Source organism: Prosthecobacter sp., assembly GCF_044378005.1.
Taxonomy (GTDB): Bacteria; Verrucomicrobiota; Verrucomicrobiia; order Verrucomicrobiales; family Verrucomicrobiaceae; genus Prosthecobacter.
The window spans coordinates 1-13,768 of sequence record NZ_JBILYB010000156.1; the positions used below are offsets into that span (position 1 = coordinate 1).

General features: G+C 60.2%; 11 protein-coding genes. 7 read left to right on the forward strand and 4 right to left on the reverse strand.

From position 1 onward, the window contains the following. Positions 1–549 precede the first annotated feature (549 nt). Positions 550–1,413, forward strand: coding sequence for a ThuA domain-containing protein (locus tag AC6FTP_RS21920; protein WP_497209045.1), 864 nt, complete (start codon positions 550–552; stop codon positions 1,411–1,413). 84 nt (positions 1,414–1,497) lie between these two features. Further along, positions 1,498–2,868, forward strand: coding sequence for a PQQ-dependent sugar dehydrogenase (locus tag AC6FTP_RS21925; protein ID WP_497209046.1), 1,371 nt, complete (start codon positions 1,498–1,500; stop codon positions 2,866–2,868). Between the two features lie 101 nt (positions 2,869–2,969). On the opposite strand, the gene AC6FTP_RS21930 is transcribed toward AC6FTP_RS21925, so the two are convergent. The 4 genes from AC6FTP_RS21930 to AC6FTP_RS21945 all read right to left on the reverse strand — a co-directional run bounded on the left by AC6FTP_RS21930 (position 2,970) and on the right by AC6FTP_RS21945 (position 6,673). Next, entirely contained in the window at positions 2,970–3,698 is a 729-nt protein-coding gene (locus AC6FTP_RS21930) for a 3-keto-disaccharide hydrolase (protein ID WP_497209047.1), read from the reverse strand. 42 nt (positions 3,699–3,740) lie between these two features. Further along, positions 3,741–4,673, reverse strand: coding sequence for an SPFH domain-containing protein (locus tag AC6FTP_RS21935; protein ID WP_497209048.1), 933 nt, complete (start codon positions 4,671–4,673; stop codon positions 3,741–3,743). 20 nt (positions 4,674–4,693) lie between these two features. Further along, a complete protein-coding gene (locus AC6FTP_RS21940) occupies positions 4,694–5,683 on the reverse strand; it encodes an SPFH domain-containing protein (protein ID WP_497209049.1) in 990 nt (329 codons plus the stop codon). 201 nt (positions 5,684–5,884) lie between these two features. Then, entirely contained in the window at positions 5,885–6,673 is a 789-nt protein-coding gene (locus AC6FTP_RS21945; protein WP_497209050.1) for a hypothetical protein, read from the reverse strand. Between the two features lie 327 nt (positions 6,674–7,000). Here AC6FTP_RS21945 and AC6FTP_RS21950 point away from each other — a divergent pair, with 327 nt between their 5' ends. The 5 genes from AC6FTP_RS21950 to AC6FTP_RS21970 form a co-directional block, all read left to right on the forward strand. Then, positions 7,001–7,897, forward strand: a complete 897-nt coding sequence (locus tag AC6FTP_RS21950) for a hydroxypyruvate isomerase family protein (RefSeq protein WP_497209051.1) — start codon at positions 7,001–7,003, stop codon at positions 7,895–7,897. 701 nt (positions 7,898–8,598) lie between these two features. Next, positions 8,599–9,216, forward strand: coding sequence for a CIA30 family protein (locus AC6FTP_RS21955; protein ID WP_497209052.1), 618 nt, complete (start codon positions 8,599–8,601; stop codon positions 9,214–9,216). A 105-nt stretch (positions 9,217–9,321) separates the two neighbouring features. After that, positions 9,322–10,077 (forward strand): alpha/beta hydrolase-fold protein, encoded by a 756-nt coding sequence (locus AC6FTP_RS21960; protein WP_497209053.1) that lies wholly within the window; start codon positions 9,322–9,324, stop codon positions 10,075–10,077. 156 nt (positions 10,078–10,233) lie between these two features. Further along, positions 10,234–12,399 carry a putative Ig domain-containing protein gene (locus AC6FTP_RS21965; protein WP_497209054.1) on the forward strand — a complete coding sequence of 722 codons (2,166 nt, stop codon included), beginning with the start codon at positions 10,234–10,236 and terminating at the stop codon, positions 12,397–12,399. A gap of 409 nt (positions 12,400–12,808) precedes the next feature. Then, the coding region (locus AC6FTP_RS21970; RefSeq protein ID WP_497209055.1) for a DUF1501 domain-containing protein at positions 12,809–13,768 on the forward strand (960 nt) is incomplete at its 3' end.

Here is a 13,768-nt window from a genome sequence, read left to right on the forward strand (position 1 = left end):
AGCTTTGCGGTATTCCCGGAGGCGTTTGCCCGGACCCATCGACGCACCGCGAGGCCCCAGGAGGCGTTCCTCCAGCCCCTTTAGCGCACCGCCGCGTGCCGGGAGGCGTGCCTCCAGCCCCTTCAGCGCACTGCGGAGTTTCTGGAGGTGGGCTCCAGCTCCGCCAGAGTACCGCGAAGCTCCGGGAGGTGCGCCTCCAATGATTCCACGATACCGCGAAGCCCCTGGGGGTCGCCTCCAGCTTCTTCAGTGTCTTGTGGAGCTTCTGGAGGCGACCTCCAGCCTCTTCAGCGTGCCGGAAAGTCTCTGGAGGTGCGCCTCCAGCACCTCCGCGACCGCCCCCTGGGACCGAAAAATCGACTCCAGCCGCTCCGCAGTCACCTCCAAGAGCTGGAGGCGCACCTCCAGGAGTTGGAGGCGACCCGTAGCTGCGCCGCAAGGCGGTGGTCCTTCTCAGAGTGAGAATGGCTGAATCTAGGCAGCACGCGCTGCTGCGTGGAAGTTTGGGCTCGACGCTGCGTTTGCTTCCCGCTAATCCAACCCCGTCCCATGAAAAAAGCTCTCCTTCCTCTCGTCCTGCTGGCCAGTGCCGCAGTCTATTTTGTCCAGGCTGCTGACAATGCCGCCAAGCCTCTCCGTGTGCTTCTCGTCGGTGGTGGCTGCTGCCATGAGTATGACAAGCAAACGATGTCCCTGAAAGAAGGCATCGAGGCCCGCCTGAACGCCGTCGTCGATGTCGCTTACAATCCCGACAAGAGCACGAAGGCCACCTTTGAGATCTACAAATCCAAGGACTGGGCCAAGGACTTCGACGTCATCATCCATGACGAGTGCTCCGCCGATGTCACCGATCCTGCCTACGTGGCGAACATCCTCAACGCTCACAAAGCCGGTGTGCCCGCCGTGAACCTCCACTGCGCCATGCACAGCTATCGCTGGGGCAACTTCCGTGAAGCCGTGAAGCCCGGTGCCGACAATGCCGGCTGGTATGAAATGCTCGGCCTCCAGTCCACCGGACACGGCCCGCAGGAGCCCATCGACATCACCTTCACCGCCAAAGATCACCCCATCACCCAGGGCTTGGAAAACTGGACCACGATCAAAGAGGAACTCTACAACAACATCCAGATCCTCGGCGGCACCCCGCTGGCCAGCGGCAAGCAGTTGGCCATGCCCAAGGTGAAGAAGGGCGAGAAGGCTGATCCCGATGCCAAGCCCACCGAGTCCAACGCCGTCGTCGCCTGGACGAACGAATTCGGCCCGAACAAGACCCGCATCTTCAGCACCACCATCGGCCACAACACCGCCACCGTGCAGGACGAGCGCTACATGAAGCTCATCACCCGCGCTCTGCTCTGGACCACTGGCAAGCTCGGACCTGACGGCAAAGCTGCCGAAGGCTCCACCAAGTAAAACTTTTCAGGCTTGTCATCCAGGCCGCAGGCTCGCTAGCCTGCGGCTTCTTTTTTCAAAAAGACGATTCCCACCTACCCAACCATGAAACTGACCCTCAGCCTCCTCACGCTCACCGCGCTGCTTTCCGGCGCGGCTCTCCGTGCCGATGACAAAGTCGCCCAGCCCGGCGGCAAGCTCCCCGGCAATGTCGCCATCAGCCTCGTCAAAGTCGCCGACGACCTCGTCGATCCCGTCAGCGTCGCTGCGCCGAATGATGGCACCGGCCGCGTTTTCGTCATCGAGCGCCCCGGCGTGATCCAGGTGATCAAGGACGGCAAGAAGAACAAGCGTCCCTTCCTCGACCTCAAGGACAAGACCATCTCCTCCTTCTTGGAGCTGGGCATGTACAGCATGGCCTTCCATCCTGAGTTCACGAAGAACGGCAAGGTTTACATCGCCTACGCCGACCTCTGGTTCAACGGCGCGACGATGATCGCCGAATACAAGGTGGACAAGAGCAACCCCGACAAGCTCGATCCTGAAAGCGTGAAGATCCTCATGCAGATCGACTTCCCGTACTGCAATCACCACGGCGGCCAGATCGCTTTCGGCCCTGATGGTTATCTTTACATCGGCGTCGGTGACGGCGGCTGGGAAGGCGATGTCATTAACGCCGGCCAGGACCTGCACACCTACCTCGGCAAGATGCTCCGCATCGACGTGAACAAATCCTCTGGCGACCGCGCCTACGACATCCCGAAGGACAACCCCTTCATCACCCCGCTGCAACAGATGACCCTCTTCGGCGTCAGCGAGGAGGCTTTCTCCAAGGTGCATCCGAAGGCCAAGCCCGAGATCTGGGCCTACGGTCTGCGCAACCCATGGACCTTCAGCTTCGACTCGAAGACCGGTGACATGTACATCGCCGACATCGGCCAGAACCACTGGGAAGAGATCAACTTCCAGCCCGCCAGCAGCAAAGGCGGCGAGAACTACGGCTGGAAGTTCATGTGCGGCAGCCATCCCTTCCCGATGATCCTCAAGAAGAACGCAGACGGCACCGAAACCGCCGCTGATCCTGAGAATTATCCGAAGGTCGGCGTCCTGCCCATCGGCGAATACAGCCACGTCAACCAGGGCATCTGCGTCATCAACCTCGGCGTCTATCGCGGCAAAGAGTTCCCTGAACTCGACGGCGTGTACTTCTGCGCCGACTGGGGCAGCGGCAAGGTCTGGGGCATGAAGCAGGACGGCGGTAAATGGCAGATGCAGGAGATGCTCGATCTCGCCGACGGCATCCGCCCGACCGGCAGCGGCATCGGCCCTGACGGCAGCATTTACCTCACCCACGCCACCGCGAACTACGGCGGCCCGGTCGATCCTTACACCAGCGAGCGCGGTGCCGTCTGGAAGATCGTCCCTGCTGGCAAAGTGCCCGCTGGAGCCAGCGTCGCTCCCGTCGCGGCGAAGTAAGCGACACGTTACTTGATCACAAAGCGGAGCATCCTCACCGGGTGCTCCGCTTTTTTATCGCCTGATCTCCAATCATCGGCTGGAGGGTGGGCCGCCACCGTTTAGAGTTCCTTGATCGAGATATTGCGGAATTGGATCAGACTGGAGGCGGGGGAGAGTTCGCCGGTCTTGGCATTCTTGCCGCCGTGATGCTGAAGGCCGAGTTTACCCTTGGCAGGCACACCGGGAAGCTGGGCCTGATCGAGCACGGTCTGGCCGTTGAGCAGGACGGTGAGGCGGTCCCCCTTCATGGTGATTTCAAAGGTGTTCCATTCTCCCACCGGCTTGTCAGCCTTTACCTTCGGGGTGACTCCGGCACGCACTGCGGGCGGCATCGTCTTGTCCATGCGGTAGCCATAGACTTCACCGGAGCCGATGGGCCAGCACCAGATATTGATCTGGGATTTGCCCACGCCGCGAAGGTAGATGCCGGAGTCGGCATTCGGGGTGGGTATTTTGATTTCTTTCCCCTGATCATCCAGCTTGTGGGTGCCATCTGGCAGGACCACAGGCATGGGATAGAGGCCGGTGGTCTGCTTCAGACGCCAGTCGATCTTGAGGGTGAAGTCGCCATACTCTTTGGCGGTCCAGAGGTTCTTGTCCTTCCCCGGCGCCTCGCTGCAGGCATCGTAGTCGATGACACCATCCACGACTTTCCAGTGGCCGTTGTCACCCTCAGGCACGGTCCAGTGGGTGAGATCCGCACCATTGAAGAGTGGGGTGAAGCCATCTTCAGCTGCGCTGACGGCGAGGGTGGTGACGACAAGGAGGAGTGAGAGAAAAAGTTTCATGGGTCCTCATCAACGAAACGAGATCCCGCTTTCCTCCGCAGATCATCCTTTGTTCGACGCCAGTGCCTCGCGCCCCGCTGGCTGGACAGCAAGCAAGGAGGCCAGCAAGTCTCCGGAGGACGCAGGCATGAGCGTGACCTTCGCAGGCCCGCTGATCATCTTCTGCGCCTCCAGCACATCGAAGACGGCCGCCGCGACTTCGGGATCATTGGCGATTCCTTGCAGCGCATCCCCGACGATCTGGGGCCGTATGGCCGCCGCTTTGGCAAACTCCACGGCCGCCTGACGCTCGGCACTGCTGGTGATGACACTGACCTGATTCACCCCGTCCTGCTTGATGGCCGAGGTCACCTGGCGGAGGCGGTTCACCACTTTGCTTTCGATCTGTTTGATCATCATCGTGTCCCGGAAGTGGACTTTGCGAATGTACACGCTGCCGAGCTTGTAACCCCACTCGTGGGACTTCGGCGTGACTTCATTGCGCACGGTGTCGCTCATGACGTGGCGGTTCACCAGCATCCTGGCCAGCGGCATGTTGCTCAGGCAGCGCACGGTGGAGTTGCTGACATTGGCGGAGAGCGATCCGCGCGGGTCCGTGTTCTTGAAAAGAAATGACACGGGATCACTGACAAACATTTCATACCAGATACCGATGCCCATCGGCGCGCCTTCCTCAGAATTCACGGGCTGGCTGCGCAGGTAGATCTGGTCCAGACGCATGTCCACCTCGTGACAGGTGCCGAGCCAGTTCACCAGGAAGGCACGCCAGCCGAGCTTGACTGGCAGAATGTGCAGGCCGGGCTCATCGAGCGTTCCAATGACCTTGCCGAACAGAACATACACCTGATAGCGGCGCTCCTGCACGATGGCATAGAGGCCCAGCAGACGCGCCAGCCACAGGATGAGCGGCACGGCGATGGTGCAGCCGACGAAGGTGCCGATGATGGCGGTGAGGAATTGAACAAAAGGTTCCATAGTAAGTTCGTCGTTGAGGATCAATGATGCTTGGTTTCCACGAAGACCTGGCTGGCCTTGTCAAACAAGGAGAGGCGCACATTGCGGACGTAGGCGCGCAGGGCCTGGCTGCCACGTGATTTCAGATCCAGCAACTGCGCGGCGAGCCGGCTCAGCGGCTCCACCTCTGCCTGGGCTTTCAGCGTCTCGATCTCCACCGCACGCTGGGACTGCACGATCTTCTGATCCGCCGCCGCCTGGGCCAGACTGATGTCGGAGGAAACCTGGTTGTAGGCCGTGTTGATCGCCGCCAGCGCGGACTCGACCTCATGCGGAGGGTCGATGCCCGTGATCAGAGAGGCATCCAGCACGATGCCGTAGCGCGCCGAGGACGACATGCACTCGCGGTCCATGTGTTCATTGAGGTCACGCATGTTCTTGCGGATGTCATTGATGGAAATTCCGATGGCGGCGGCGGACTCGGGCTGGCTTGGGTCAGCGGACTCGGTGCGCGGCGCCTCAAAGTTGGCGATGCGTTCACGCAGCACGCTGACGAAGTAGCCCATCACATGCGCATACGCATTCTTCACCCCGAACACGAAGGCATAGAGATTGCGGTCCGAGACGCGGAAGCGGATCTGGCCGTTGAGCCCCACGTTGAGCTGATCTTTGGTGACGGCTTCGAGGATGCTGCCGGATGCATTCGCTGATGGTTCATCCGGGTCCCAGGCCATGTTCACCGTGCCCGTGGCGATGCTCACCTTGTGTACCTTCTCCCATGGCCATTTGAAATAGGGCCCGCCCGGCTGGATCACGCGGACCTGGGGATATGAGTAACGCTCCGCCTGCTCAGGGGTGAGCTGTGCGGAGACAGGATCATCGAGCGTCGTGAGATTTCCCACACGGACAGCGCGGCCAAAGCTCGTCTTCACCGCGCGTTCGTTTTGGTTCACCGTGTAGAGCCCCGCCACCAGGTAGCGGATGAGAAACCAAAGAATGAATCCGACAAAACAACCAAGGGTGATGGACATAGGCGTGTGGAGTGAGGCGTGAGTGTGGGGAGTCGTGCTCCCTTTGCCAACTACAAAGCGCGGTCAGCCTGGGAGAAAAAGATTCTGTCGTGAGTGCCCACCGGCAGCCCGTCACAGATCTTTTTTTCCGGACGTTCACTTCCTTTGCCGCGGCATCCCAGCCTCTATCTATTCGGCGATGGAGAGTGCCGTTCTATCCGGTCACCCCTCCTTTTTCATCAGGATCTGGACGGCGCTGACCTCGCCATTTTCGCCAGCGCTGAAGAGGTGGCGCTTCCCCCCGATCTCATGGACGATGATGAGGGCCTTGTTCCAGCCGGGCGTGGGATCGGCTCCGAGCCAGTTCGGATTGGCCTGGAAGGCGGCCCCCGGCTCGGCCAGCAGTGCTTTCACTCGGTCGGTGACGTCGGCGAAGGCTGTGCCAGAGCCATACACGGCGGACACAAGTTTCACGGGCACCAGCGCTGGCGGAGGCGCGGGTTTGCCATTCGGCTGGAGTTTGATGATCGATGCCTCGCCGATGCCAAGGGAAAGCGAGGGCGTGTTCCAGAGGTTCTCGAATTTCGCGAGGTCGCACACGCCGGAGATCTCGATGAGATCGCCCTCCCGCAGCGTGGCGAGCTTGGGCAGCATGTTCGCATCCTTCCATTGGCTGGCAAAGACACGGATGGAGTAGCCTTCATCCGACGGGAGATGGGTCCACACGACGAAGCGGCCCCAGAAGTCCACACCACGCACTTTGAAGCGCATCCGCGCGGGGCGCTTCGTGTCCACGAGCTTCTTTTTGAGCAGGCCGTTCGCCACCTCCTTTTGCGCGTCGGACCACTTGCGGGCGTTTTCCGGCTCCAAATCTTTGGGGATGACGGCGAGGAAGTCCGGGTAGGTGCGCAGCGGTTTCACCGCCTTCGCGGGCACTGGTGCAGGGTCGGCGGCGCGCAGGAAACTGGCCGTGCTGAGGGCGAGCAGGAGGAGAATGGAGGTCAGTTTCATGCGAGGGGTGCAGTGTCTTCAATCGGAACCCCGAATGCAATGCAGGACTGCGGGCATGTCGTGATCCGGTGGCGCACTCATGCACGCCGTTTCAGCCCGTGTTTGTAAAGAGAGGGTCAAAAGGAAGGACCGCGCCGGTGGCGTGGATGAGCTTGAGGAGAGGTGATTTCACGGAGGTGCCTGGGGTGATGACAGCCCCATCCTCCGCGCATGGCAGAAACCCGGGTATCGGACTTCCGTCCTAGGACTAAAGTCGGAGGCGTGATGCCCCCGCTCCATCACCAAGAAATGAATTCCCGCCCGTCCGACTTTGTGTAGGCTCGGCTCATGAATCCGCCCAACCTCTCCCGCCGTCAGTTCGGAACCCTCGCCAGCGTCAGCGCCATCGCCGCCATGCTGCAAACCCAGATCGAAGCCGCCGACAAGGCCGCCGGGGGCAAAGTGCGGCACTCCGCCTGCAAATGGTGCTACAAAGACATCCCCCTCGAAGACTTCTGCCTCGCTGCCAGGGAGATCGGCCTGGAGTCCGTCGAGCTGCTTGATCCGAAGGACTTCGCCACCGTGAAAAAGCACGGCCTGCACTGCGCCATGGTCAGCTTCCCCACCATCTCAGGCCCCGACGGCGTGAAGATCGGGCCGATCCCCAAGGGCTGGAACCGAGTGGAGCATCACGACCTCCTCGTGCAGGCCTACGAGCCCCTTTTGAAAGAAAGCGCCGAGGCCGGCTTCAAGCAGGTCATCTGCTTCAGCGGCAATCGCGATGGCCTGAGCGACGAACAGGGCCTGGAAAACTGCGCCCAAGGCCTCCAGCGCCTCCTGCCGTTGTGTGAAAAGCTCGGCGTCACCCTCGTCATGGAGCTGCTGAACAGCAAAGTGAACCACCCCGACTACATGTGCGACCGCAGCGCCTGGGGCGTCGCCCTGTGCAGGAAGCTCGGCTCCCCGCACTTCCGCCTCCTCTACGACATCTATCACATGCAGATCATGGAGGGCGATGTCATCGCCACCATCCGCCGCGATCACGAATTCTTCGCCCACTACCACACCGGCGGCGTTCCCGGCCGTGCCGAGATCGACGAAACGCAGGAGCTGAACTACCCCGCCATCATCCGCGCCATCCAGGAAACCGGCTACACCGGCTACCTCGGCCAGGAGTTCATCCCCAAGCGCCCCGACAAACTCGCCTCCCTCAAGCAGGGCGTACAGATCTGCACAGTGGCTTGAGCGGCGAGAGCGGAGAACTTCTCTCCTTCCACCTCTCCTAGCGGCTTGATAGCGCCAATCTCGGGATGGATTGCACCAAGCCGAAGCTAGATGGAACTCGTCTTCTGACTCATCGGAAACCATTTCCGACCCATCGGAAACCAAGCCCGTAGCCTCGGAAATGACAATCCGGTCATCGTTCCGCCACCATGAGCGCCGACGAGCCACTCCCTGCTCACTACTCCCACCCGCCACATCCCAAACGCGATCGATGACGGCAAGGATCACCCTCAGGCACGCCCCAATCTCAAGGCACCCTCTCTGAAAAGCGCCGACTTCTGACCTCCCGGCATGTCATTTGGAGAAGGAGAACCCAGAAGGTCCACCACCCGCTGCTAGTGCTGGGTCGTGGCAGCCAGGAACACTGTGAAGTGGGAGAGCTGTGGCATTTTATTATGTGCAGCACCGCCCTATCCTGGGCCCGTTTTGCCCTCTTCGAACTCAAATCATGGACGATAAGAATCCCCGTCCTTCAACCACCCCATTCCATTACAGAACGGACATGTCCTGCCGCGTGTCACAGTATGTCCAATGTCGTTCTTATAGGAATTAGCGCATGATCTGATATACGCGGAACGAGCTTGTTTTGGCGCGGGCAGGACGCCTGCGCCCCACTGCAACCCTCCTGAATCCGCCTTGGCTCAGCAGGCGTTGTCTGAGTCATGGCTCACACAACCCTTCATCCAACCCTTGTCGCTGCCTGCGGGCTTGTTTTATGTTTTTCCACGGATGCCAAGGAAGCGGATGAAACGACTGCGGCGCGGGTGCAATCGATCACGGAGTTTGACGGCCAGGATGGCATGAACTGGCAGGTGGTGAACGATGGCGTGATGGGCGGACTGTCAGAGGGCAAACTGACGCCGAACGAAGCCGGGACGTTGCGGTTTAGCGGCATGCTATCTCTGGAGAACAACGGCGGCTTTTCGACCTTCCGCAGTGGCGATTTGAAATTGGACCTCAGCCACGCTCTCGGACTGCTGTTGCGTGTGAAGGGCGATGGCCGCACGTATCAGGTGCGGCTAGCTACGGACGCCCTGTTTCGCGGCATGGAGGTGTCCTTTGCGGCCGAGTTCGCCACCCAAAAGGGCGAGTGGATCGAAGTGAAGGTTCCCTTTGCCGGCTTCAAAGGCAGCTTCCGAGGCCTCGACTTGCCCGAGCAGCGGCTGGATACCTCCAAAGTCCGTCGTGTGAGTATTCTGCTCGGCGACAAGAAGCAGGCCCCTTTTGAGGCCGAGTTCGATTTCATTCGTACTTATAGCGCCACTGCATCCAAGGGTTGAGGCCGTGAAGGGCGTCCGCGCTGCACGTCCCAAGCCGCCTTGTGCGCGGATCATCGCCCCTCGAAACACGAATCAGGCCCTCCAAGGCACACCCGATCCTCAGCCATGATGCGCTCCCGATTTCTCCAATTCATGACGGCATTGGCAGCTCTGCCGATATCGGCCTGCCGAATACTGCTCACCCAACCGACGCGGCCACTGCGGAAGCTTCAGTTTGAACCCCAAGGGAAGGAGGCGCAGGAGCTGGTGCTACTGCTGCCGGGACGCTTGAGTCCGCCTGAGGAGTTTGTTCAATACGGCATTGTGGACCTTGTCCGAAAGGAGCGCCCGCTGGCACGAATCGTGGCTCCGGATCTGCATCTGGGCTATTACATGAGGGGTCTGGCGGATGTCTGCCTGCATGAAGAAATCATCGGCCCGGCTAAAAAGCAGGGGCTGCGAGTGATGATCATCGGCGTCTCGATGGGTGGACTCGGGGCACTCACTTACTCCCTTCGTTACCCTGGGGAGGTGGATCAAATGGGGCTGCTGTCGCCTTTTGTCGGAGAGAAGGAGCTTTTGGCTGAGATCGAAAAAGCTGGCGGGCTGGAGAACTGGAGTAGCCCCGTGGCAACTCCACGTAGCAAGGCCGAGGCACTGAAGAAAATGTGGATGGAGATGAAGCGCCAGTGGCTCTCTCGTTCAGGTCCGCCTTTTGCCATTTCCCTCGTGGTGGGGAAAAGCGACAAACTACTCACCAGCAATCGATTCTTTGCGCGCGCCCTTTTAAAGCCCGAACAACTGATCGAGATCGAGGGTGGGCACGACTGGGATTGCTGGAGACGAGGGGTGGAGATCCTACTTTCGAAATCGAAAGACTGAAGGCGCGTCTGAAGTAGTCGCATGGCAAAAAGTCCCAGAAGGCAAGTGTCTCTCCCATTTCCGATTGGTAAAACATGGTTTTTCATGTCACCGACTTGTGCAAACACACGTAATTCGATGCCCGTCGCACCTTGATTTTTTGCTCCATTATCAACCATGAACACCGCCACTGATTCGACTCGTGCAAACGCAGCCATTTTCCGCCTGCAAACCACTTTCTTGTTCTTCATCGGGCTGCTCTTCGGGGCGCTGACGGACACTGCGCAGGCCGCCCCGGTTTATCGTCTCCAGACCTCACTGTCGTCGGGTCTCAAAGTAGGCGCAGAAATCCCGTCCTGGGAAAGCTTGATTATCGTTTTGCGCCCTAGCCCGGGAGACAACTTTTGGTATCGACTGCCGCACACCGTGCAGGTGACCGGCGATCTCCCGCCGGGCATTCGGCTAGAGCAAAAGGGGGCTGCCTTCTTTGATCTCGCGCACTTCGCGGGCACGCCGACCCAGGCAGGGCAGTTCACAGTCCAGCTTCAAGCCACTATGGCCGATGGGCTGACGACGACGCAAGAGACTGTCACATTCTCCGTCACCGACCCGCGAGATGAGAGCTATACCGTGGAGACTTGGGGGTTGTCTCGACTCCGCCAGGGGCTGCAGGTGGGCAATGCGGGTGCGTTTCTCGTCGGCCAGTGGCAGTCCTTGCTGAAGGCTCCGACGAAGGTGCAGGCCACTGGATTGCCAGCGGGCGTGACTGTGGCGGAGAGTGGGTCTGCGGGTTATTACTCGTTCCAAGGCGCGCCTGAGGAGACTGGGAAGTTCGCCGTGAAGCTCGCGTTTTCTTGGCCCGATGGCGCACCCATCGCCGAGACCACAGTGGACTTGGAAGTGCTCCCAGCTGACTACCAGCCGCAGCAAACGCTCTCCGTGGTAGGGTCCCAAACGATCCGCAAAAATGTGGCCTACGCTCCACACGACTACCGGGCGCCCTTCCTCTATGTGGAGGATGAGTTCGGGGTTCGTTCATCCGAGCAGTTGACCATCACCACCACCGGGTTGCCAGCGGGTCTTTCGATTGACTCTCAAACACCGGGCACTGGGTTCGTCGTCGGTCGTCCGACAGAGACGGGCACCTTTGCCACTACCTTCCGTGCCACTCTTCCCGACGGCACCACCACGAACGAGGTGGTATTCTCAATCGAAGTGCTGCCTGCCATTCCGTTTACGGACCTTGCTGGCACCTACGACAGCGTTGTCGACCGATCTGAGTCATTGAACGGCAATAATGGCGGACGCCTCCGCTTCACCGTGACGCGCAGCGGTCAGACCACGGGATTTCTCATCCGCAACCTCGTGCGTTATTCCTTTTCCAGCGCTGCAGTCACGCTCGATCCAGACACGGGCGATGTCACCATCGCACCGCCCGGCGCAGGCGTGACAGTGAGCGGTAGCATCACCCTCAATGATGAATTTTCTTCCGGTAGCCCGCAGCCTTACTTCACCTTCTACGGCGTAGTCGCAAACGCTAGCAGCTCCGCCGCCGTCAATGGAGCGCGCGCCACCGTCCGCAGCGCTGCCGATCCGAGCCCCTACGCCAGCGACAAGAAGATCAACCTCGTCTTCGTCAACGACAGCAACGCGCCCGCTGGTCAGCCTTCGGGTGCTGGTTTCCTCTCGGCCAGCATCAACTCAGTCGGCAATGTGACGCTCACGGTCTGGGCTCCTGATGGCAGTGCGCCAGTGAGCCTGGCGACCACGCTTTCTGAAACGTCCTTTGGCGCAACGTTCCCCGTCTATTTCATCATTCCCAACTCAAGCGGAGCCAGCACGCTCGCCGGCCAAATTTTCGTCAATGCCGATGGCGACGCCGCAGGCGAACTCACCTGGTATCAGTCCGCGACGGATCGTGGTGCCTTCCCCGACGGCATCTCGCTCGTGGACTACACGGGTGTGATCGGCTCGCGCCACACACCCGAGCCCGCTGGCCTGAATTTGCTCGGCCTGGAGGAAAGCATCACGACAGCGCAGCTCGACCTCATCGGGGAGGACGTGCCCGCCGAGCCCGAAGTCGCACTCACCGTGCAACGCACCGCTATGAAGGCCGCGTCCAGTGCGAAGGTCAGCGGCGTGAAGATGCAGTATGACAAGAAGACTGGCATCCTCACCGGCAGCCTGAATCTGCCCGCGACAAAAACCAGCCGCGCTCGCGCCGTCACCTTCCGTGGCGTCCGCACCCCGAAAGGCACCGGCATCATCGGCCACTTCACCGCCCCCAGCGCCGCCAATGCGACTCGCCGAGCCGCTGGAACGCTGAAGATTGGATCTCGATAACGTGAAGGAAAGGTGCGCCCGTGAAAGGGGCCAAGTGATTCAAATGGCGAGATTCCAGTATTTAGAGACTTGGGAGCCACCCGTCTCAGCCGATCAGTCAAGTCTTGTCTGCTGCGTGGAAGCGGGTCAAACGGCCTCCTGAAATCCTGGCCACGAGCGCCTGAATTTCTGGAGTTCCGCCAAATGAAATACCTGACCCCATTCTCATCGAGGTAATATCACAGGGCAGGGAACGGTGGGCTTCCTCGCCGATGCGCCAACCGGTATCAAGCGTGCATCATAGGCAGCTTCTTGTTGCTGTATGATGGCTGAAGCGAAGAAACCAGAAGCACTGGCCGTATGCTCAGGGCTCATGCCCGCATTACGCCCTTCTCCCCTTTGCTCTGGCCCATTGGATCGACGTGGCTTCATGAGCATCGGGCTCACCGGCTTCGCAAGCCTGGGCTGGCCGGGACTGCTGAAGCTGCGCGCGGAAAATGCCGTGAAACCTGCGCGCGATCGCACCGCCGTTATTCTGGTCTGGCTGCGCGGTGGGTGCTCTCACCTCGACACCTATGATCCGAAGCCGGACGTTGGCAGCGAGTATCGCGGCCCGTTCAAAACGATCAGATCCAAGGTGCCAGGCATGCAGCTCACGGAGTTGATTCCTCTTCAGGCAAAGATCGCGGACAAGTTCACGCTGCTGCGTTCGATGACACACACGGGAGGCGGGCATCCTGCTGGCTCCTTGCAAATGCTCAGCGGTGACACCGATCCGCGCGACAAACCGAAGCCGCTGCTGCCCGACTGGATGACGGTGGCAAACTATCTGCGCTCGAAGAACAAGCGTAACAGCCCGCTGCCCAATTACGTCGGCGTGAATCCGATCATCAATTACGACAGCTTCACCATCGCTGGTCCTGGCTATGTGAATGCCGCCTACTCGCCGCTGTCGATCTCGAATGATCCCAGCCGTCCGGACTTTGCCGTGCCGAACGTGGGTCTGTCCAATCCGGCGCAGGTGGCACGCCTCAACGAGCGCGTGGCACTGCGGCGCAGTCTGGACAGCCTGGAGCGCAGTGTCGATGCTGCCGGTGAGATGGGGGCTATGGATCAGTTTGAAGCACAGGCGATGACGCTGCTCACGAATCCAGAAACTCGACACGCCTTTGATTTGAGCAAGGAAGACAAGCGCACCCGCGAGCGCTACGGCATGCATCGCTGGGGCCAGCAATTGCTTCTGGCGCGCAGGCTCGTCGAGTCTGGCGTGGAAATCATCACGAGCTGTCTCGACGGCCCGCAATGTGGTCGCGTGGGCAACTGGGACGATCACGCGGTCAATCATCATGTCTTCGACGCCTTGCGCTTTCGAGCCGGTGCCTTTGATCAG